This is a genomic window from Cellulomonas oligotrophica (assembly GCF_013409875.1).
Taxonomy (GTDB): domain Bacteria; phylum Actinomycetota; class Actinomycetes; order Actinomycetales; family Cellulomonadaceae; genus Cellulomonas; species Cellulomonas oligotrophica.
In genome coordinates this window covers 970592-991709 of record NZ_JACCBK010000001.1, presented here as the reverse complement: position 1 = coordinate 991709, position 21118 = coordinate 970592, and the positions used below count along the sequence as shown (strand labels likewise).

Sequence of the window (21118 nt, the reverse complement as noted above, 5' to 3'; positions counted from 1 at the left end):
CGGCCCCGGGGCGCGGCTCGTGTGCCGCGGGGCCGGCGCGGTCAGCGTCGGGCGGGGTCGGCGTCGGGCAGGTCAGCGTCGCGCGGGGACGCCCGCGTGCAGGATCCCGCGCAGCGCCAGGTCGGCCGCGCGCTCCACGGCCGCCGCCGCCTCGTCGGGACCCCGGAGCGCGACCACGCCCTCGAGCATCGCGAACACGAGCATGACGTCGGCGGTCGTCGCGTCCGGGCGGGCGGCCCCCGCGGCGTGCGCGTCCGCCAGCGCGCGGGCGAGCAGCCCCCGCACACGCACGGTGACCGCCTCGAGGTGGGCGACGCCGTCCTGCGAGCGGCGCACGGTGGTCAGCAGCCCGGGCGAGGCGACCTGGCGGGCACCGATCGCGTGCACCAGCAGGTGCAGGGCGTCCGCGCCCGGCATGCCGGCCACCCGCCGCTCGAGGGCGTCGACGCGGGCGTCGAACACGGCGGCGACGAGCGCGGGCCGGTCGGGGAAGTGCCGGTAGAGGGTGGCCCGCCCCACACCGGCGTGCTCCGCGACGAGGTCGAGCGACACGGCGGACCCGTGCGTCTCGAACACCTCCTCGGCGGCGGCGACGAGGCGCGCACGGTTGAGCCGGGCGTCGCGTCGTTGGGTCATGACGGCAGGCTAACGACGGCCCCGGGGACAGGCCTCGTCGGGTGCGGGTGAACCTCGGGCGTGGCTCAGGTCACACCGGTCGTCACCGCCGGTGTCACGGTGCTGGCTGACCTTCCGGCCGCGGGTGATGAACCGGCCCCGGTATGCGTGGGACGCCCGTTCTGCGACGTGTCGGACGAGGGACACGGACCGTCTTCGCCCACGGTTCATGTGTGTGCATGGGTTCACATGACCGACACACAGGAAGACGGATCCAGTCGGACGCCCGTCCAAGCCGCCCCAGGAGGACCCTCATGCGTTCCAGCACCCGTGCGCACGTCGCGCGCCTCACCGACGAGACGGCCCGCGCGCACGCCGACGTCGCCGCCCTGACCGAGGTCGTCCAGGCGCTCGCAGGCGCCCGCACGCTCGAGGCCGGTGTCGGCGCTGCGCTGCGGGTCGTGCGCGAGCAGTTCGGCTGGGCCTACGGGTCGTACTGGGCCGTCGACCGCGAGGCGCGCGTGCTGCGCTTCGCCGCCGAGTCCGGCGACGCGGGCGAGGAGTTCCGCAAGGTCACCCGGACCGCGTCGTTCGCCGAGGGCGTCGGCCTGTCCGGCCGTGCCTGGCGGACCCGCGGGCTGGTCAGCGTCCGTGACCTCGGCGAGCTGACGGACTGCGTGCGCGCCCCCGCCGCGCAGCGCGCCGGCGTCCGGTCGGGCGTCTGCTTCCCGATCCTCGTCGAGGGCGAGGTCGCCGGCACGATGGACTTCTTCACCACCGAGGTCCTCGACCTCGACCCGGCGCGGCTGTCGGTGCTCGAGAGCGTCGGCACCCTCGTCTCGCAGACCCTCGAGCGCCTCGTCGTGGCCGAGGTGCAGGCGGAGTCGGCGCGCGACACCGAGGCCACGACGGCCGTCCTGCAGACCGTGACGGCCGCCACCACCGCGGACGCCGCGCTGCGCGGGGCGCTCGACGCCGTCCGCGAGGGCTTCGGCTGGGCGTACGGGTCGTTCTGGGCGATCGACGAGGTCGACCGGGTCCTGCGGTTCTCGCAGGAGTCCGGCGACGCGGGGCCGGAGTTCCGCCGGGTGACCCGCGAGGCGTCGTTCGCGGAGGGCGTCGGCCTCGCGGGCCGCACCTGGAGGGCGCGCGAGCTCGTGTTCGTGCCCGACCTGGCCGAGGTGACCGACTGCGTGCGTGCCCCCGCCGCGCGGGCCGCCGGGGTGAAGTCCGGCGTCTGCCTGCCGATCATCGTCGACGGCGCCATCGTCGGGACCATGGACTTCTTCGTCCTCGAGACGATCGACCTGACGCCCGGCCGGCGCGCGGCGCTGCAGAACACGGCGTTCCTCATCGGCCAGTCCCTGAGCCGGTTCGCGTCCGCCGACCGTCTGCGCGTGGCCGGCCAGGAGCTCGTCACGTCGATCGAGGAGGTCGAGCGCAACGTCGTCGCGGCCACGTCCGTGGCGGCCGACGGTCAGCGGCTCGTGCTGGAGGCCGACCAGGACGTCGCCGGTCTGGGCCGGTCGAGCGAGGAGATCGGCCAGGTCGTCAAGACGATCCAGACCATCGCCGCGCAGACGAACCTGCTCGCCCTGAACGCGACCATCGAGGCCGCCCGTGCCGGTGAGGCGGGTCGCGGGTTCGCGGTCGTCGCCAACGAGGTCAAGGAGCTCGCCAACGAGACGGCCACGGCGACGACGGAGGTCGGCGACAAGGTCGGCGCCATCCAGCGCCAGGTCGCGACCGCCGTCGCGTCGCTCGCGGGGATCCGCGACGTCGTCGAGCGCATCAACGAGACCCAGAACGTCATCGGCTCCGTGCTGACCGAGCAGGTCGCGGTGACGCGCGCGATCCTCAACTGACGAGGCCGGAGCGGCCGCGCCCGCCCTGTCGCCGGGGCTGGCGAGGCCGTGCCTGGTAGGAAACGGGGCATGGGCCACCAGCAGCTCCGCGCCCCCGCGGCTCCGACCCGGCGGGCGCTCGTCCTCGTCGGCCGGGGGCGGTACGCCGACCCCTGGCACGACACCGCCGCGACCGCGGGGCGCCTGCACCCGCTGCTCGTCGACGCCGGGCTGGCACCGGCGGTGCACGGCACCGCACCGGGCCTCCTCGGCCCCGACGGGCTCGCCACCCGTGAGGTCGGCCGGCCCGACCTGCTCGTCGTGGTCGCCGGCACCGGGCGCGTCGACCCCGGCTTCGACGGCGACGACGCGGCCTGGTCCGGGTTCCACGCCGCGCTGGCCGGCCTCGTCGCGGACGGTGTGCCGCTGCTCGCGCTGCACGCGTCCGCCAACGCCTTCCACGACGCACCCGGCTGGTCGCGGCTCCTGGGCGGGCGCTGGGTCGACGACGTGTCCTGGCACCCGCCGCTGGGCACCGCGCGGTTCGACGTCGCCGACCCCGAGCACCCGGTGACGGCCGGGCTCGGCGCCGTCGAGGCGGTCGACGAGCAGTACCTCGACCTCGACGTCGACCCGGCCGCGCACGTCCTGCTCACGACCCGGCACGAGGGCGTCGACCACCCGGTGGTCTGGGTCGCGCCCGGGCCCGGCCGGGTCGTCTACGACGCGCTCGGGCACGACGTGCGCTCCTGGGCGAGCCCGGGGCGCCGCGACCTCGTCCGACGGACCGTCCGCTGGCTCGTCGACGCCCCGGGCTGACACCCCGTCCGGAGGCCCGGCCCCTCAGGAGGCGCCGGGCCGCCCCGCCAGCGCGTCCTCGGCCACGGGGAACCCGGGGAACCGGCTCAGCCGCACGAGCGGGATCGCGCGCATCATCTCCCCGTGCTGGCCGTCCTCCAGCAGCGTCGCGAACCCGCTGCCGGCCAGCCGCTCGCGCAACCAGGGGCCGGCCTGCGGGTCCGCCAGCCACGCGGCGACCGTCGAGGCCGGGCCCACGGGCTCGGTCACGTCGACGCCCGGCAGCTCGACCGTCAGCCGCGCCCGCACGTCCCGCGACGACGCCGAGACCCGCACCTCGAACGCCCCGCCCTCGACGACCCACGTGCCGCGGGCGGTGTGCCACCACGCGAACGACCGGTCGTCGAGCGCGACCCGCACCCGGCGGCTCTCGCCCGGCGCCAGGGGCACCCGCGCGAAGCCCTTGAGCTCCTGCGCGGGCCGCGCCACGGCGCTCACCGGGTCGGCGACGTACACCTGGACCGTCTCCGTCCCGGCCCGGTCGCCGGTGTTCGTCACGGTGACGTGCACGTCGACCCGGCCGGCCGCGGCGTCGACCACCTCGACCGCGGCGTCCGACCACGCGAACGTCGTGTACGACAGCCCGTGCCCGAACGGGAAGGCCACGTCCAGGCCGCGCGTGTCGTACCAGCGGTACCCCACGAGCAGGCCCTCGGCGTAGCGCACGTGCCCGAGCTCGCCGGGGAACGCCCCCACCGTCGGGGTGTCCAGCTCGCGCAGCGGGACCGTCTCCGCCAGCCGGCCCGACGGGTCCGCCCGTCCCAGCAGCAGGTCCGCGACCGCGGAGCCGCCCGCCTGCCCCAGCAGCCAGCCCTCCAGCACGGCCCGGGTGCGGTGCAGCCACGGCATCGTCACCACCGACCCGTTGGACAGCACGACCACGACGTCGGGGTTGACCGCCGCGACCGCCTCCAGCAGCGCCACCTGCGCGTCCGGCAGGCGGGTGTGCGCCCGGTCGTAGCCCTCCGACTCGTACGACGCCGGCAGCCCCAGGAACAGCAGCACCACCTCGGCGTCCCGCGCCGCCGCGACGGCCTCGGCCACCAGCACCGGGTCGCCCGCCTCCTCCTCGACCACGTACCCGGGGGCGAACACGACCTCGCGCCGCCCCGCGAGCCCCGCCCGCAGCGCGCCCAGCGCGTCGTCCAGGCGCGTCGGGTTCACCTGCGAGCTGCCGGCCCCCTGGTAGCGGGGGCTGCGCGCGAGCTCGCCGACCACGGCCACCGTGCCGCCGTGCTCCGGGTCCAGCGGCAGCAGACCACCCTCGTTGCGCAGCAGCACCGCGCTCGCGGTGGCCGCCTCGCGCGCGAGGGCGTGGTGCGCGTCGAGGTCGACGGTCCCGCCCGCGGCCAGGCCGGGCTGCGCCCTGGCGACGAGCTCGAGCACGCGCCGCGCGGCCCGGTCGACGTCGGCCTCGGCGAGCGTGCCCGCGGCCACCGCGTCGAGCACGCGCCGGGTGCCCGCGCCCCCGGACGACGGCATCTCCAGGTCCAGCCCGGCCGCGACGGCCGCCGCCCGGTCGTCGACCGCACCCCAGTCGGACACGACGAGCCCGTCGAAGCCCCACTCCTCGCGCAGCACCCGGGTCAGCAGCCACGGGTCCTGCGACGCGTACACGCCGTTGACCTTGTTGTACGAGCACATCACCGTCCACGGCCGGGCCTCACGCACCACGTGCTCGAACGCCGGCAGGTAGATCTCGCGCAGCGTGCGCTCGTCGACGTCGGCGGAGACCGTCATGCGGTCGGTCTCCTGGTTGTTGACCGCGAAGTGCTTGAGCGACGCCCCGACACCCTGGCGCTGCACGCCCTCGACGAGCCCGGCCGCGAGCCGCCCGGCGAGGAACGGGTCCTCGGACAGGTACTCGAAGTTGCGCCCGCACAGCGGGGACCGCTTGATGTTGACGCCGGGGCCGAGCAGCACCGCGACGCCCTCGGCGCGCGACTCCGCGCCGAGCGCCTCGCCGACCCGGCGGGCCAGGTCGACGTCCCACGACGAGGCCAGGCCGGCCGCGGGCGGGAAGCACGTCGCGGGCACGGAGTCGGTCAGGCCGAGGTGGTCGCCGCCCTCGACCTGCTTGCGCAGCCCGTGCGGGCCGTCGGTGACCAGCAGGGACGGCACGCCCAGGTGCGGGACCGGCTCGGTGTGCCAGAAGTCCGCGCCGTCGAGCAGCGCGCCCTTCTCCTCCAGGGTCATCTCGGCCAGCAGGGCCGCGGGGTCGGTGCTCGGGGTGCTGCCGGCGGTCGGGGTCGGCGTGGTCTCTGCGGTCGTCATGGGGTGCTCCTGGGCTGCGGTCCGTGCGGGACCGGACGGGCGGACGGGGGAGGGTTCGCGGGTCAGTCGTCGCGGCCGTCGTAGGTGACGCCGTCGACGACGACCTCGCCCTCGACGGCGTACAGGCCGACGACGCGGCCGGTGAAGGACGCGGCGGTCTCGGCGGTGAGGTAGCGGCCGTCGAGGGCGGCGAGCTCGACGCGGCCGTCGGGGCCGTCGAAGCCCAGGCGGACGACGTCGGAGGTCATCGACGCGAAGCCGACGTCGGTGACCGGTTCCGTCTCGACCCACAGCGTGACGGGCCCGTCGGGTGCGGGCGCCGACCAGGTCTGGGCGATGCCCGCGACGCGCCCGCGGGCGACGACGGTGCCCCGCCCGAGCTCGACGTCGTAGTGGTGCAGCTCGTCGTAGCGGACGGCGACGCCGCCGAGGCCGTCGGCAGCGTCGACCTGCGCGGCGAACCGGGAGCGGTGGTGCGCCTGACGGATGCCGACGAACACCGCGCGGGGGTCGTCGAGGTCGGTGCCCTCGCCGCGCAGCAGCGCGTGACCGGGTCGGGTGGTGAGGTCCATGAGCTCGGCGGGGGTGCGCCGCAGGCCGATCCACTCCCCGTCGGGGACGGCGCCGTCCAGGTCGTCCCGGAAGGAGCCGGCCCCGGGTGCGGTCAGCTCCACGGGGTCGACGACCGGCCAGCCGTCCTGCCAGCTCACGTGCGTGGAGAACGTCTCCCGGCCCATCGGGGAGAACCCGCGGGTCGCGCCGCGGGTACGCATGCCGAGCAGCACCATCGCCCACCCGCCGTCGGGGGTCTGCACGAGGTCGCCGTGCCCGGTGTTCTGCACGGGCCGGCTGGTGCTGCGGGCGGACAGCACGGGGTTGGTCGGCGCGCCCTCGAACGGCCCGTCGGGGCGGGTGCTGCGGGCGACCGAGACGCTGTGCCCGCGCTCGGTGCCGCCCTCGGCGATCACGAGGTACCACCAGCCGTCGTGCCGGTACAGGTGCGGCGCCTCGGGGAACATCAGCCCGGTGCCGGACCACAGCGACCGGGGCGTCTCCAGCGCGCGCCCGGTCGTGGGGTCGATGCGGACCTGCTCGATGCCGTCGTGCGCGCCGACCCGGTCGCCGGTCAGGCGCAGCGCCGAGTAGGTGAGGTAGCAGGTGCCGTCCTCGTCCCAGGCGAGGTCGGGGTCGATGCCGTCGACCTCGACGACCGTCCCGTCGCTCCACGGCCCGGCCGGGTCCTGCGCGGTGAACAGCAGCGTGCCGCGCCCGAGGGCGTCGGTGACCGCGACCCAGAACAGCCCGTCGTGGTGGCGCAGGGTCGGTGCCCACGCGCCGCCGCCGGTCGGCACGTGCGCCACCGCGAGCTGGTCGGGGCGCGTGACGACGTGGCCCACACGCGTCCAGGTGGTCAGGTCGCGGCTGTGCAGCACGGGGATGCCGGGCAGGTACTCGAACGTCGAGCACGCGAGCCAGTAGTCCTCGCCGACGCGCACGACGGACGGGTCGGGGTGGAACCCCGCGACGGTGGGGTTGCGCAGGTCGGTCGTCATCGGGTGCCTCCGGGGTGCGGGGTGTCGACGAGCACGCGGACGTCCCACGGGCCCAGGGGCACGACGGCGCCGACCGGGCGGCCGTCGAGCACGTCGACGAGGGGGGCCGGGGGAGCGGCGACCTCCACGTCGCCCCACCCCCAGTGGTGCAGCACGTGCAGGGTCCGCCCGTCGGCGGTGGTCATGGTCGTGGCGCGCACGTCGGCCGGCAGCGCGTCCCACGCGCCCGCGGCGGGCCGGGCGACGGTGCCCGCGAGCAGCGTGCGGGCGAGGTCCTGGTCGGGGACGGTGCCGACGACCGTGATCCGCCCGGCGCCGTGCGCGCGCGTGGTCACGGCCGCCCACGCGCCCAGGTGCGGGTCGTCGTAGCCCGCGAGCACGTCGGCGCCGTCGGGCTCGAGGTGGTCGACCCAGGCCGTCGCGGTCGCGCCGGCCGGGACGTCGAGGCCGGCGGTGCCCCGGACGGGCACCGGGCGGGTCAGGCTCGCGGACTCCTGGTACCGCACGCCGGCGGCCTGCGCGAGCAGCGCCGGCTTGACCTCGCGGCGGGCCCGGGCCTCCGCGTCGGCGTACCCGGTGCGCGGCCCGAGGACCAGGTGCCCGCCGGCGTGCGCGTAGTCGGCCAGCCAGGTCAGCTCGGCGTCGGTCGCGGTGTAGAGGCCGACGACGACGAGCACGGGGCGCCGGGCCGCGAACGCCGCGGGGTCCTCGCCGGCGCGGGCGTGCGGCCCGGTCTCGCGGCTGCCGAAGAGCTGGGCGGGGCGCACGGTGTTGACCTGGAGCCCTGCGTCGAACGCGCCGCGGTAGAACGGCAGGACGAGGCGGCGGTAGGCGTCCGGGTCGCCCCAGCCGGCGGCGTCCGGCAGCGGCGCGGTCGGCCCGAACCCCAGCGCCCAGCGCGAGTCGGAGCAGTACAGCAGGGCGACGTCGGCGTCGGGCACGGCGCCGACGAGCAGGTCGGAGGCCGTGCCCAGCTCGGCGCCGAGGCGGGCGATCTCGCGGTACGCGCGCCCGGGCTGCTGGTCGTGGGGGAGCACCCCGCCCCAGAACGTCTCGGTGCCGAAGTGCAGCGTGTGCCAGTGCCAGTACTCGACCATGCGGGCCCCGCGCGAGACCAGCGCCCACGCGGCCTGCCGCCACTGGCCGTCGTAGGGCACGACCCCGGGGGTGGCGCCGAACCCGATCGAGCCCGCGTTGGTCTCGGTGACGAGGAACGGCTCCTGGCGGGAGGACCACATGAGGTCGGCGAGCTGGTAGACCGCCCACGGTCCGCGCACGATCCACCCCGGGGCCATGGGCTCGCGGAACGGGTGCGCGAGGGCGTCCTGCGTCTCGTGGTACGCGTTGCCCGCGGCGACGGTCAGGCGCGCGGCCAGCCGCTCGTCCTCGACGCCGACCTGGTCGTACGACAGGCAGGTGGTGACGAAGCGGTCCGGGTGGGTGGCGTGCACCTCGTCGTGGACGATCTGCGCCTGCCAGCCGATGAGGTCGGTGACGAGCTGCGCCTGGAACCGGCGCCAGGCCAGGTCGTACTGCGGCTGGGCGTTGCCGTCGGGCACCCACAGGTCCGCCCAGGTCGAGAGCCGGTGCGACCAGTAGACGAGCCCCCACGCCTCGTTGAGGTGCTCGACGGTGCCGTAGGTGTGCCGCAGGTGGTCGACGAACCGCTGGAAGACGCCGTGGTTGTGCAGCAGGCGGATGCCGGGCTCGTTGTCGACCTGGTACCCCACGACGGCGGGGTGGTCGAGGTAGCGGCGCACGATGGCGCGCACGAGGCGCTCGGCGTAGAAGCGGAACGCGGGGTGGGTGAAGTCCACCTCCTGGCGCATGCCCCAGCGCATGGGCGTCCCGGTCGCGGTGTCGCCCGCGATCTCGGGGTGCAGCCGCGCCATCCAGGGCGGGACCGCGTAGGTGGGGGTGCCGAGGACCACGCCGATGCCGCGGGCGTGCGCGCCGTCGAGCACGGGCTCGAGCCAGTCGAGGTCGAACCGCCCCTCCTCGGGCTCCCACGTCGACCACACCGACTCGCCGACGCGGATCACGGTGAACCCGGCCTCGGCCATGAGGTCGAGGTCCTCGTCGAGGCGGGGGGACGGCTGGTACTCGGCGTAGTAGGCGGCGCCGAACAGCAGGTGCGGGCGTGCGGGGTCGGGAGTCAAGAGCATCGTCGGTCTCTCTCGCGAGCGGTGCCCGCGGCGCCGGGGGCGCGGACGGGCGGTGCACCCGTGCCGTGCGTCGGCGGGCGGGCTGGTGCCATGCTGACATCGACTCATACGATTCAGCAAGAGGTCGCGGCGAACAGGCCCATACGCTTCGGTACCGCCGATCAGGATGTCCGTGCGCGGCCTCGCGCTAGGGTGTCGACCGACCAGGGGGAGATGGACGTGGCACCAAGACGCGTGACCGCCAAGGACGTCGCACGACGTGCCGGCGTGTCCCAGAGCACCGTCAGCTACGTGCTCAACGACACACCCAACCAGACCATCAGCGCGGCCACCCGCGAGCGCGTGCACCAGGCGGCCCAGGACCTGGGCTACACGCCGTCGGCCGCCGCGCGGGCCCTGCGGCGCGGCTCCAGCGAGACCGTGCTCATCGTGCTGCCCGACGCCCCGATCGGCGAGAACATGGCCCTCGTGGTCGAGACGGTGACCGAGGTGCTCGAGCCGCACGGGTTCACGGTCGTGTACCGGCGGCAGAAGGACGGTCACAGCCTCGCGGCTCTCTGGCACGAGCTGATGCCCGCCGCGATCGCCAACATGGCAGCGTTCCCACCCGGTGACGAGGCGGCGATCCGCGAGGCGGGGATCCCCGTGGTGAGCTCCACGCTGGACACCGGGGAGGGCCCGGCGATGCGGGTCCCGCAGGTGACCGTGGGGCACGTGCAGGTCGACCACCTGGTCGGGCGCGGGCACCGGCACCTGGCGTTCGCCGCGTCCGACGACCCCCAGGTCGCGGAGTTCATGACGCGACGCCTGGCGGGGGTGCAGGAGCGCTGCCGCGCCCTGGGCCTGCCCGAGCCGCTGGTGGTCGAGGTGCCGCTGGACGCCGAGGGTGCGGCCGGCGCGGTGCGGACGATGCGGGACCGGGACGAGCCGGTCACCGCCGTGTGCGCGTACAACGACGAGATCGCGTTCGCCGTGCTCGCCGGCATGCGGGCCCGCGGGCTGCAGGCGCCGGCGGACCTGGCCGTCATCGGGGTGGACAACATCACGATCGCGCCGTTCGCGGTGCCGCCGCTGACGACGGTCGACATCCACGCGGACCTCGTCGGCGCCGATCTGGGCCGCCTGGTGCTGCGCCTGCTCAAGCCCGAGCTCGAGGTGCCGGAGCCGGCGCACGAGTCGTCGGTCGACCTCGTGGTGCGCTCGAGCACCTGACCTCCGGGTCGGGTCCCTGCCGCGGCTCCCGGGGTGCGGCGTACCGGGGCGAGGGGTGCTGGCACCTGGGTGTTGCCGATCCGTGACGCCGGGGGTCTTGTCCGGCGGGCGGTCCGGGCCTACAGTCGCTGATACGTCACAGTACTGATACGTCACAGTGACGCCCGGCACCCCTCGCCGGTACATGGGAGAGTGGACCCGCCGGGTCCTCATCAAAGGAGATGACCATGCGACGACGCATGCTCGCGTTCGCGGCGGCCGCTGCCGTGCTGCTCACGGCAGCCTGCGGCGGTGGTGACGAGACCGCCACCGGGGGCGAGACCACGGGGTCGACCGCGTCCCTCGTGCTCGGGCAGATCGACATCCCGGCCTCGTTCGACGTCCTGGGGTACGCCTCGGGGACCAAGATGCAGTACTTCACGGCCGTGTACGACACGCTGCTCCGCCAGGACGGGGCCGGCGAGATCGTCCCCGGCCTGGTCACCGACTGGGCGTACGACGACACCCGGACCGTGCTGACCCTCACGCTGCGCGAGGGTGTGACGTTCACCGACGGCGTGGCGCTCGACGCCGACGCCGTCGTGGCGAACATCGAGCACTTCCGCGGCTCCAGCACCCCCGACCTGTCGAACGCCGCGTACGTCGACACCGTCACCGCGGTCGACGCCACCACGGTCGAGATCACGCTCACCGAGCCGGACCCGATGATGCTCACCTGGCTCACGCAGCCGCTGGGCTACATGTCCTCGCCGGAGTCGTGGGAGAACGAGGACGTCGCGACCAACCCCGTGGGCAGCGGCCCGTACGTGCTGGACACCGAGGCCACAGTCGTCGGGTCGACGTACGTGTTCACCAAGAACCCCGACTACTGGGACGACTCCCTCCAGCTGTTCGACACGCTGACGATGAGCTACTACGCCGACCAGTCCGCGCTGCTCAACGCGCTGCAGGGCGGCCAGGTCGACGCCGCGCCGTTCAGCCAGTTCTCCGCCCTCGAGCAGGTCGAGGCCGCCGGCTACGAGTCCAACGTCTCGCGGCTCGACTGGGAGGGGCTCATGCTCCTCGACCGGGACGGCGCCCTCGACCCCGCCCTCGCCGACGTCCGCGTGCGGCAGGCCATCAACCACGCGATCGCCAAGGACAGCATCCTGTCCGCGATCCTCCTCGACCACGGCACCGTGACCAGCCAGATCTTCGGCCCGTCGACCGACGGCTACGACGAGTCCCTCGACGGGTACTACACGTACGACCCCGACAGGGCGAAGGCGCTGCTGGCCGAGGCCGGGTACGCCGACGGGCTCGAGCTCACCATGCCGAGCACCTCGGCCATCGACCAGGCCCTGCTGACGTCGATCCAGCAGCAGCTCGCCGACGTCGGCATCACCGTCTCGTTCACCGACGTGGGCACGAACTTCATCTCCGACCTCATGGGCGCCAAGTACGGCTCGTCGTGGATGCGCCTGGCGTCGTCGTCCGACTGGCAGACCGCCACGTTCGCGCTCACCCCGGACGCGCTGTTCAACTCCTTCCGCACCCAGCGGCCCGAGGTCGACGCGCTGCTCGAGACCGTCCAGAAGGGCACCGAGGAGGAGGCGGACGCGGCCGCGCAGGAGCTCAACCGGTACGTCGTCGAGGAGGCGTGGTTCGCGCCCTTCTACTTCGTCGACAACGTCTACGTCTCCCAGCCGACGCTGGACGTGACGCCGGCGGCCGACATGGTCGTCCCGTACCTCTACCTGATCCAGCCCGCCGCCTGACCACCCACCCACCCTGCCCGCCCCGCCCGGGGCGCCGGGCGGCCGTGACCCTCGGCCACGGACCGCCGGCGCCCCGGCGCGGGACGGCGAGCCCCCGGGAGGGCGGCATGCTCAGATTCCTCGTCCGGCGGACGGTCGCGGGCGCCGCGATGCTGCTGGTCATCAGCACCCTCGCGTTCACGCTGCTGTACCTGACCGGTGCCGACATCGCCCGCAACCTGCTCGGCGACAACGCGTCCCAGGAGGCGGTCGACCTGCGCGCCGCCCAGCTCGGGCTCGACCGGCCGCTGGGGGAGCGGTACCTGGACTGGTTGTCCGGCGCCGTGCGCGGCGACCTCGGCACGTCGTGGTTCGGCGGGTCGTCGGTCGTGGACCTGCTGGCCTCCCGGCTCGGGGTCACGCTGTCCCTCGTCGTCCTGTCGACGCTGCTGTCCGCGGTGGTCGCCACCGTGCTCGGCGTGTGGGCCGCGGTCCGTCGCGGCTGGGTCGACCGGGTCGTGCAGGTCTTCTCGATGGCCGGCGCGGCCATCCCCAACTACCTCGTCGCGCTCGGGCTCGTGCTGGTCTTCGCGATCGACCTCGCGTGGTTCGCCCCCACCGGGTACACCCGGCCCGAGGTCTCGGTCGGGGCGTGGCTCGCGTCGATCGCCCTGCCGGTCGCGGCGCTGACCGTCGGCTGCATCGCCGGCACCGCGCAGCAGGTGCGCTCGGCGATGATCGACGCGCTGCGCCAGGACTACGTGCGCACGCTGCGCTCGCGCGGCCTGCCCGAGCGGTCCGTGGTGTACCGGCACGTGCTGCGCAACGCCGCCGGGCCCGGCCTGTCCGTGCTGGCCCTGCAGTTCGTGGGGCTGCTCGGCGGGGCCGTCGTCATCGAGCAGATGTTCGCCGTGCCCGGCCTGGGCGCGCTGTCCGTCGCCAGCACCCGCCAGGGCGACATCCCCGTGATCATGGGCGTGGTCGTCGTGATCGCCGTCATCGTCATCCTCGTCAACCTGCTGATCGACCTCGCGCAGGGCTGGCTCGACCCGAAGGCACGGACCGCATGAGCGACGTCGCCCCCACCCCCGCCGGCTCGGCCGCCACGGCCGACCGCTCCGTCGTGCGTCGCCTGCTGCACGACCCGCTCGGCGCGGTCGCGCTGGGCTTCCTCGCCCTCGTCGTCCTGGCCGTGACGTTCGCCCCGCTCCTCACCCCGCACGACGCCACGACGGCCGTCATCACCGACGCGCTGGCCGCACCCGGCGAGGGCGGCCACCTGCTCGGCGCCGACAGCGCGGGCCGTGACGTGTGGGCCCGCCTGCTCTTCGGCGGCCGGTTCAGCCTGCTCGGCGCCCTGCTGGCCCTGACCGTCGCGGTCGTGGTCGGCGGGCTCAGCGGGCTCGTCGCCGGGTACGTCGGGCGCTGGTTCGACACGCTCGCCTCCGGCGCCGCGGCCGTGCTCATGGCGCTGCCCGGCATCGTCGTGCTGCTGGCGGCGCGCTCGGTGATCGGCCCGTCGGCCTGGTGGGCGATGGCGATCTTCGGGGTGCTGCTGTCGGCGTCGGTGTTCCGCCTCGTGCGCCAGACCGTGCAGTCCGTGCGCGGCGAGCTGTACGTCGACGCGGCGCGCGTCGCCGGCCTGTCCGACACGCGCATCGTGCTCCGTCACGTGCTGCGCGTGGTGCGCGCGCCGATCATCATCCAGGCCGCGTTCATCGCGTCGGTCGCGATCGCCGTGCAGGCCGGCCTGGAGTTCCTCGGGCTCGGCGACCTGACGCTGCCCACGTGGGGCGGCATGCTCAACGACGGGTTCTCCCGCATCTACCAGCAGCCGCTGCTCGTCGTCTGGCCCGCGCTGGCGATCTCGCTGGTCTGCCTGGCGCTGACGCTCGTCGCGAACGCGCTGCGCGACGCGCTCGAGGGCACCGGCAGCGCGCGGCGGCCGCGCCCGGCGCCGGCGACGTCCGCGGTGCAGGCCGCGCCCGCCCCGGGTGCCGCCTCCGCCGACGAGCGCACGATCCTCCAGGTCGAGGGCCTGCGGGTCGGCTACGCCATGCCGGACGGCACCACCACGGAGGTCGTGCACGGTGTCGACCTCACGGTGCGGCGCGGCGAGGTCGTGGGCCTGGTCGGCGAGTCCGGGTCGGGCAAGACCCAGACCGCGTTCTCCGTGCTGCGCCTGCTGCCCGAGGGCGGCGCGATCCTCGGCGGGCGCGTGCTGTGGAAGGGCCGCGACCTCGCAGCCCTGTCCGCCCGGGAGATGACGGCGGTGCGCGGCGCGCAGATCGCGTACGTCCCGCAGGAGCCCATGAGCAACCTCGACCCGTCCTTCACGATCGGCTCCCAGCTCGTCGAGCCGATGCGCGTGCACCTGGGCCTGAGCCGGGTGCAGGCCCGGGCCCGCGCGCTCGAGCTGCTCGACCGCGTCGGCATCCGCCGGCCCGAGCAGGTGCTGCGCGCCTACCCGCACGAGGTGTCCGGCGGCATGGCCCAGCGCGTCCTCATCGCCGGGGCCATCAGCTGCCGGCCCGAGCTGCTCATCGCCGACGAGCCCACCACGGCCCTCGACATGACCGTGCAGGCCGACATCCTCGACCTGCTGCGCGACCTGCAGGCCGAGCTCGACATGGGCGTGCTGCTCGTGACGCACAACTTCGGCGTCGTCGCCGACCTCTGCGACCGGGTCGCGGTCATGCAGGACGGCCTCGTCGTCGAGCGCGGCGCGACCCGGGACCTGTTCGTCGCGCACGAGCACCCGTACACGACCCAGCTGTTCGACGCGATCCTCGACCCCGCGCAGGTGCGCGAGCCCTACCGTCCGCCGCACGCGGACGCCCGACCGCAGGAGGTGGGTCAGCCGTGACGCAGCCGCTGCTCGAGGTCCGCGACCTCGTCGTGGAGTACCCGGCGCAGGGATTCCGCGCCGCCCCGTTCCGCGCGCTCAAGGGTGTGAGCATCGACGTGCGCCCCGGCGAGTGCGTCGGGCTGGTCGGGGAGTCCGGGTCGGGCAAGACCACGCTCGGTCGGGCGGTGCTGGGCCTGGCGCCCGTCACCGCGGGGTCGGTGCGCCTCGACGGGCGGGAGATCAGCCGGCTGCGCCCGCGCGAGCGCCGCCGCCTGGGTGCCGACGTGCAGGTCGTCTTCCAGGACCCGTACACCTCGCTCAACCCGTCGATGACGATCGGGGACATCCTCGCCGAGCCGCTGACCGCCCGGCGGGTGGGACGCACGCAGGCCCGGGCCCGGGTCGCCGAGCTGCTCGACCAGGTGCGGCTGCCCGCCGACGCCCTGCACCGCCTGCCGCGCGAGTTCAGCGGCGGCCAGCGCCAGCGCGTCGCGATCGCCCGGGCCCTGGCGCTGTCCCCGCGGCTGATCATCTGCGACGAGCCCGTCTCCGCCCTGGACCTGTCGACGCAGGCGCGGGTGCTGGACCTGCTCGTGGAGATCCAGCAGCGCACGGGCGTGGCGTACCTCTTCGTCACGCACGACCTCGACGTGGTGCGGCACGTCAGCCACCGCGTCGCCGTCATGTACCAGGGCGAGATCGTCGAGCGGGGCGACGCCGGCGACGTCACGCGCGCACCCGAGCACCCGTACACGCAGCGGCTCTGGGCCGCCGCGCCCGTCGCCGACCCCGTCGCGCAGGAGCGGCGCCGGGCCGACCGGCACCGGCTGCTCGCCGCGCAGGCCGCCGCCGACGAGCAGGCGGGCGCCGTCGCCTGACGCGGCGGCGCCCCGGACCGTGAGGTCCGGGGCGCCGCTGGTCGTGCCCGTCAGGCGGGTCGTGCCCGTCAGGCGGGTCGTGCCCGTCAGGCGGGCAGCGCCGCGAGGCGCGTAGCCCCGGCGGCGTGCCGGGCGCGGACCACGGCGAGCACCGAGAACGCGACCGACCCGGCCGCCCACACCACGAGCCCGGCCGCGGGGCCGCCGAGGCCGCCCGCGGTCTCCGACGTCGCGGTCGCGAGCGCGTCGACACCCGGACCCAGCGGGCCGAGGTTGCCGACGAGGCCGAGCCAGGCGGGTGCCGAGGCGGCGAGGCCGGCGACGAGCACCGCGAACGCGACGACCACGGCGAACCCGCGGCCCACGTGCCCCGTCCAGGCGGCGAGCGCCTGGTGGAAGGCCGCGAACGCCAGCGCCGCGAGCACCGCGAGCCCGACGAGGCCCAGCCCCGCCCCGGCCGCCTGGTCCGTGACCGCCCACACCAGGCCGCCGACGAGCACGCCCTGGGCGACCGCGACGGCCGCCGGGACCGCGAGTGCGGCGAGCACCGACGACAGCGCCGACCGCGTCGTGCCGACCACGCGGGCCGGCAGCGTCGGGAACGCCAGGAACAGCGCGAGCGCGCCGAGCCACAGGGCCACGGCGGTGAGGGTCGCGACCGGGGCGAGCGACGTCGCCGTCACCGTGGCGGGTGCCGCGACGGGGGCGGAGATGACCTGCGCGAGCGTGGTGCGCTCGTCCTCGTCGTACGTCGGCACCTGGTCGACGGCCTCCTGCAGGCCGTCGGCGAGGTCGCCCGTGCCGTCGGCGAGCTCGGCGCTGCCGTCCCGCGCCTGGCCGAGGCCGCCCGCGAGCTCCCCGGCGCCCGACGCGAGCTGCGTCGCCCCGGACGAGAGCTCGCTCGCCCCGGACGCGAGCCCGGACGTGCCGGTCGCGAGCTCGGACGCCCCGTCGGCGAGCTCGTCGGCACCACCTGCGAGCTGGGTGCTGCCGGCGGCGAGCTGGTCGATCCCGTCGGCGAGCTGGCCGGCACCGGCCGACAGCTCCTGCGTCCCGTCCGCGAGCTGGGCGGTGCCGTCGGCGAGCGCGTAGGCGCCGGTCGCGGCACGGTTCCCGGACGCAGGTGCGCCCGCCGCCTGCTGGATCCCGCCGACGAGCGCCGACAGGCCGGGCTCGTCGCCCGTGCCGTTGACGATGCCGTCGGCCAGGGCGTCGCCTGCACCCGTGAGGCCGGTGGAGTACCCGTCGAAGATCGCGGTGATCTGCGCGGCAGCCGCCTCGGGCGTCATCATGCCGGCGGCGACGGCGCCGACGACCTGCTGGACCCCTGCCTCCACGGGCGTCAGCCCGGCGTCGAGCTGGGTGAACGCGGTGTCGATGCCGTCGGTGATCCCGGCCGGGGCCTCCTGGGCGCTCGACGCGAGCAGGCCGAGGCCGTCCGCAAGGGTCTGGGTCCCCTCGGCGAGCGCGGGGGTCTGCGCGGCGAGGTCCGCGGTGCCGTTCGCCAGCGTGCGGGCCCCCTCGGCCGACCGGCCGGCGCCGTCGGCCAGGCCCTGGGTGCCGTTCGCGAGGGTGCGGGCGCCCTGGGCGAGGGTGTGGGCACCGGTGGCGAGCTGGGCGGCGCCGGACTGGAACGTGCCCAGCCCGGTGGCCAGGCCCGTGGTGCCCTCGGCGAGGGTGGTGGCGCCGTCGGCGAGCTGGGACTGGCCGTCGGCGAGCTCCTGCGTGCCGTCGGCGAGCCGGTCGGCGCCGTCGGCGGCCTCGCCGAGCTGGTCGGACAGGGTGGTGAAGCCGAGCAGCACGTTGTCGAGGTACGTCTGCGTGAGGTCGCGGCCGAAGGCGGTCGTCGCGGACGCGGCCAGGGCGCTGGTCACGGCGTCGTCGGTGGCCGACGAGCCGTCGGCGGTGACGATGTCGATGGTCGCCTGCCGGGCGTCGGCGGGGTCGTCGGAGCCGAACGACGTCGCGGCGGCCGAGAAGTCCTCGGGGATCGTCACCACGGCGGCGTAGGTGCCGTCGGCGAGGCCCGCGGCGGCGGTCTCCTCGTCGCTGATGAGCCACGTCCACCCGTCGGCGTCGTCGCTGGTCTCGACGAGCTGGGCCGAGAGCTGGCGCCCGAGGGGGGCGAGCTGCCCGTCGACGGTCACGGGCTCGTCGTTGTTGACGATCGCGGCCTGCACGTCGCGTGCGCGGTCCGTGGGTGTCCAGAGGCCGGCGAGGAGGGTGACGACGAGAGCGAGCGGTACCGCGAGGGCGACGATCACGGCGGGCAGGGTGCGCGTGGGACGCATGGGGTGGTCCTTCCGGGGTGTCGTCACGTCACACCGCCGCGGGGGCGTCGGCGGACGCACCGGCAGGTGCGGGGGAGAGCGTGATGCGGGCCGTCGGCACACCGGCGGGCAGCAGGTCGTGCACGTCGCCGGACGCGCCGAGGACGAGGGTGGTGCCGGCCGCGGACGCGCTCCGCAGCGCGTCGCGGGCGGTGGCGCGGGTCGCGGGGGTCAGGGCGCCGGTGCCGTCGACGACGAGCACGGCGGGCCGCTCGGCCACCGCGTCGGCGATCGCCGCGGCGGGCTCGGTGCGCAGGTCGACCAGCGCGACGCGGCGCCGCACGGCGGCGGACCGCTCGGGCAGCAGCAGGCCCGCGACCTTGACGTCGCCGCCCGCGGGCTCGAGCCGGCCGGCGAGCGTGAGCAGCAGCCCGCTGACGGGCCCGGGGGCGGTGCCGTCGACGACGAGGGCGCCGCGCTCGGGCACGGCGAGCTCGATCTCGCCCTCCAGCCCGGCGCGCGGGTCGAGGCGCAGCCGGCGCGCGGCCAGGGCGGTGCCCTCGGCGGGCCAGTGCGCCAGCGAGAGCTCGCGGTGCAGGCCCTCGCCCTCGACGTCGAACGACGGCAGGGCCTTGTCGAGCCAGCGCGGCATCCACCAGGCCTTCTCGCCGAGCAGCTGCATGACCGCGGGCACCAGGGTCATCCGCACGACGAACGCGTCGACGAACACCCCGACGGCCAGTCCGAGCGCGATGGGTTTGATGTTCGTGTCCCCCTCGGGGACGAAGGCGAAGAACACCGCGAACATGATGACGGCGGCCGCGGTGACGACCTTCGCCGAGCCGAGGAACCCGGTGCGGATCGAGGCCAGCGCGTCGCGGGAGTGCACGTAGTCCTCGCGCATGCGGGACACGAGGAACACCTCGTAGTCCATCGCCAGGCCGAAGAGCACGCCCATGAGGACGATCGGCATGAACGAGATGATCGGGCCGAGGCGGGCGACGTGCAGCAGGTCCGCGCCGACGCCGTGCTCGAACACCATGGTCACGACGCCGAACGCCGCGCCGACGGACAGCAGGTACCCGAGGGTGGCCTTGACCGGCACCGCGACCGAGCGGAACACCATGGTCAGCAGCACGAGCGAGAGGCCGACGACGAACAGCGCGAACGGCAGCAGCGCGGCCCCGAGCTTGTCGGAGACGTCGATGCCGACGGCCGTCGAGCCCGTGACGGACAGCTCGACGCCGTACTCGTCGAGGAAGTGGCCCTGCAGCGAGCGGATCTCGCGGACCAGGTCGGCCGTGGCGACGTCGGTGGGGCCGGTCTCGGGGACCACCTGGACGATGCCGGTGTCGGCGGTCTCGTTGGGCGTCGACAGCGGCACGTCGGCGACGCCGTCGAGCTGGGCGATCTCGTCGCCGATGTCCTCCATGAGACCCAGGGGGTCGTCGCTGGTGACGATGGAGCCGGTGACGATGAGGGGGCCGTTGGCGCCGGGGCCGAAGTGGTCGGAGATCCGGTCGTAGGTGATGCGGGCCTGGTTGGACTCCGGCAGCGACCCGGCGTCGGGCAGCGCGAGCCGCAGGTCCAGCGCGGGCAGGCTCAGCGCACCGACCGCGGCGATCACCAGGACGATCGTCAGCGCGGGCCAGCGGGTGGCGTTGCGGACCCAGCCGGCGAAGAAGCGGTTGTGGTGCGGCGGCAGCTCGGCCCACTCGCCCTCGGTGTCCCCGGCGGCGCTCGCGGGGGTGCCCGCCGACGGCGCGGGTGCGGCCGCGGCGGCCGCCTCGGCGCGGGCTGCGCGACGACGGGCGCGCCGGCTGGTGCCGGGGCGCAGCCGCTCGCCGGCGAAACCGAGCATGGCGGGCACGAGCGTCAGGGACACCAGCACGGAGACGCCGACCGCGACGGCACCGGCCACGCCCATCACGGTGAGGAACGGGATGCCCGCGACCGACAGCCCGACGAGGGCGATCATGACGGTCAGCCCGGCGAAGACGACGGCCGAGCCGGCGGTGGCCACGGACCGGGCCGTGGACTCCTCGGGGTCCGTGCCGGTGAGCAGCTGGTCGCGGTGCCGGGACACGATGAACAGCGCGTAGTCGATGCCGACGGCAAGGCCGAGCATGAGCGAGAGCAGCGGCGTGGTGGCGGTGATCGGCGTGAACGCCGTGGCCAGGAAGACGAGGATCGTGGAGATCCCGACGCCGAGCAGCGCGTTGACGATCGGCATGCCCGCGGCCACGAACGACCCGAGCGTGAGGATGAGCACGACGAGCGCGACGAGCACGCCGAGGGCCTCGGTGAGCGTCATGCCGGGGAACTCGTTGGCGTAGAGCTGCCCGCCGATCGTGGCGTCCCACCCGGACGGCAGCGCGGCGGCGAGCTCGGTCGTGGCCTCGCTCAGCGCCTCCTTGACGTCGTCGCCGATGGACGGCCCCTCGCCCTCCACCTGCACGGTGATCAGGGCGGCCCGGTCGTCGTCGCTGAACGTGTCGGGGTTGCCCTCGACGAAGGGCGAGACGACGGTGCTGACCGCGTCGACGTCCTCGTAGGCGATCACGGCGTCGGCCACGGCGTCCTGCGCCGCGTCGTCGCGGACGTCCACGCCCTCGGGGGCGAGCACGAGGACCTGGGCGCTGGTGCCGCTGACCTGGGGGAACGTGGCGGCGAGCCGGTCGAGCGCGGCCTGCGACTCGGTACCGGGGATCGTGACGTTGTTGTCGAGGCCCTGGTTGAAGAGCCCGGCGGCGCCGCCGAGCACGACGAGGGCGGCGACCCAGACGGCGATCACGGTGCGGCGTGCGCGGTAGGCCCAGCGGCCGAGGCGGTACAGCACGGAGGACACAGGTGCTCCCGGGTTCG

General features: G+C 75.1%; 13 protein-coding genes. 7 read left to right on the top strand and 6 right to left on the bottom strand.

Going from position 1 to position 21118, the window contains the following annotated elements; all coding sequences use genetic code 11:
• Nucleotides 1-72: 72 nt before the first annotated feature.
• Complete coding sequence (locus tag BKA21_RS04355; RefSeq protein ID WP_140460751.1) at nt 73-636, bottom strand: TetR/AcrR family transcriptional regulator; 564 nt, start codon at nt 634-636, stop codon at nt 73-75.
• Nucleotides 637-929: 293 nt separating this feature from the next.
• Between BKA21_RS04355 and BKA21_RS04350 the strand changes: the two genes are divergently transcribed.
• Nucleotides 930-2480, top strand: a complete 1551-nt coding sequence (locus BKA21_RS04350) for a GAF domain-containing protein (RefSeq protein WP_140460750.1) — start codon at nt 930-932, stop codon at nt 2478-2480.
• 69 nt (nt 2481-2549) lie between these two features.
• Nucleotides 2550-3278: a ThuA domain-containing protein gene (locus BKA21_RS04345; RefSeq protein ID WP_140460749.1), complete on the top strand. Its 729-nt coding sequence runs from the start codon at nt 2550-2552 to the stop codon at nt 3276-3278.
• A gap of 24 nt (nt 3279-3302) precedes the next feature.
• On the opposite strand, the gene BKA21_RS04340 is transcribed toward BKA21_RS04345, so the two are convergent.
• The 3 genes from BKA21_RS04340 to BKA21_RS04330 form a co-directional block, all read right to left on the bottom strand.
• Nucleotides 3303-5591, bottom strand: a complete 2289-nt coding sequence (locus BKA21_RS04340) for a glycoside hydrolase family 3 C-terminal domain-containing protein (RefSeq protein WP_140460748.1) — start codon at nt 5589-5591, stop codon at nt 3303-3305.
• A gap of 62 nt (nt 5592-5653) precedes the next feature.
• Nucleotides 5654-7144, bottom strand: a complete 1491-nt coding sequence (locus tag BKA21_RS04335) for a glycoside hydrolase family 43 protein (RefSeq protein ID WP_140460747.1) — start codon at nt 7142-7144, stop codon at nt 5654-5656.
• Nucleotides 7141-9309 carry a beta-galactosidase gene (locus tag BKA21_RS04330; protein ID WP_203793511.1) on the bottom strand — a complete coding sequence of 723 codons (2169 nt, stop codon included), beginning with the start codon at nt 9307-9309 and terminating at the stop codon, nt 7141-7143. Before BKA21_RS04330 ends, BKA21_RS04335 begins: the two co-directional genes overlap by 4 nt.
• 213 nt (nt 9310-9522) lie before the next feature.
• Here BKA21_RS04330 and BKA21_RS04320 point away from each other — a divergent pair, with 213 nt between their 5' ends.
• The 5 genes from BKA21_RS04320 (at nt 9523) to BKA21_RS04300 (ending at nt 15983) form a co-directional block, all read left to right on the top strand.
• The gene (locus BKA21_RS04320) at nt 9523-10521 is read left to right on the top strand and encodes a LacI family DNA-binding transcriptional regulator (RefSeq protein ID WP_257023413.1); all 999 of its coding nucleotides are present in this window, start codon (nt 9523-9525) and stop codon (nt 10519-10521) included.
• A 227-nt stretch (nt 10522-10748) separates the two neighbouring features.
• Complete coding sequence (locus BKA21_RS04315) at nt 10749-12278, top strand: ABC transporter substrate-binding protein (protein ID WP_170209132.1); 1530 nt, start codon at nt 10749-10751, stop codon at nt 12276-12278.
• A gap of 107 nt (nt 12279-12385) precedes the next feature.
• The gene (locus tag BKA21_RS04310; RefSeq protein ID WP_140460744.1) at nt 12386-13327 is read left to right on the top strand and encodes an ABC transporter permease; all 942 of its coding nucleotides are present in this window, start codon (nt 12386-12388) and stop codon (nt 13325-13327) included.
• Nucleotides 13324-15123 (top strand): dipeptide/oligopeptide/nickel ABC transporter permease/ATP-binding protein, encoded by a 1800-nt coding sequence (locus tag BKA21_RS04305; RefSeq protein WP_140460743.1) that lies wholly within the window; start codon nt 13324-13326, stop codon nt 15121-15123. Before BKA21_RS04310 ends, BKA21_RS04305 begins: the two co-directional genes overlap by 4 nt.
• Nucleotides 15120-15983 carry an ABC transporter ATP-binding protein gene (locus tag BKA21_RS04300; RefSeq protein ID WP_140460742.1) on the top strand — a complete coding sequence of 288 codons (864 nt, stop codon included), beginning with the start codon at nt 15120-15122 and terminating at the stop codon, nt 15981-15983. The genes BKA21_RS04305 and BKA21_RS04300 overlap by 4 nt, the downstream gene beginning before the upstream one ends.
• An 86-nt stretch (nt 15984-16069) precedes the next feature.
• On the opposite strand, the gene BKA21_RS04295 is transcribed toward BKA21_RS04300, so the two are convergent.
• Together BKA21_RS04295 and BKA21_RS04290 are read right to left on the bottom strand one after the other, a co-directional pair.
• Nucleotides 16070-18274 carry a YhgE/Pip domain-containing protein gene (locus BKA21_RS04295; RefSeq protein WP_179625312.1) on the bottom strand — a complete coding sequence of 735 codons (2205 nt, stop codon included), beginning with the start codon at nt 18272-18274 and terminating at the stop codon, nt 16070-16072.
• 28 nt (nt 18275-18302) lie between these two features.
• On the bottom strand, nt 18303-21101 hold the full coding sequence (locus tag BKA21_RS04290; RefSeq protein WP_140458482.1) for an MMPL family transporter: 2799 nt from the start codon (nt 21099-21101) through the stop codon (nt 18303-18305).
• Nucleotides 21102-21118: the final 17 nt, after the last annotated feature.

Bases quoted from the DNA above. Each gene is read 5' to 3' on its own strand.
- BKA21_RS04295 (WP_179625312.1), bottom strand. From the start codon at position 18,274: ATGCGTCCCACGCGCACCCTGCCCGCCGTGATCGTCGCCCTCGCGGTA.
- BKA21_RS04335 (WP_140460747.1), bottom strand. From the start codon at position 7,144: ATGACGACCGACCTGCGCAACCCCACCGTCGCGGGGTTCCACCCCGAC.
- BKA21_RS04320 (WP_257023413.1), top strand. From the start codon at position 9,523: ATGGACGTGGCACCAAGACGCGTGACCGCCAAGGACGTCGCACGACGT.
- BKA21_RS04345 (WP_140460749.1), top strand. From the start codon at position 2,550: ATGGGCCACCAGCAGCTCCGCGCCCCCGCGGCTCCGACCCGGCGGGCG.
- BKA21_RS04305 (WP_140460743.1), top strand. From the start codon at position 13,324: ATGAGCGACGTCGCCCCCACCCCCGCCGGCTCGGCCGCCACGGCCGAC.
- BKA21_RS04330 (WP_203793511.1), bottom strand. From the start codon at position 9,309: ATGCTCTTGACTCCCGACCCCGCACGCCCGCACCTGCTGTTCGGCGCC.
- BKA21_RS04315 (WP_170209132.1), top strand. From the start codon at position 10,749: ATGCGACGACGCATGCTCGCGTTCGCGGCGGCCGCTGCCGTGCTGCTC.
- BKA21_RS04355 (WP_140460751.1), bottom strand. From the start codon at position 636: ATGACCCAACGACGCGACGCCCGGCTCAACCGTGCGCGCCTCGTCGCC.
- BKA21_RS04350 (WP_140460750.1), top strand. From the start codon at position 930: ATGCGTTCCAGCACCCGTGCGCACGTCGCGCGCCTCACCGACGAGACG.
- BKA21_RS04340 (WP_140460748.1), bottom strand. From the start codon at position 5,591: ATGACGACCGCAGAGACCACGCCGACCCCGACCGCCGGCAGCACCCCG.
- BKA21_RS04310 (WP_140460744.1), top strand. From the start codon at position 12,386: ATGCTCAGATTCCTCGTCCGGCGGACGGTCGCGGGCGCCGCGATGCTG.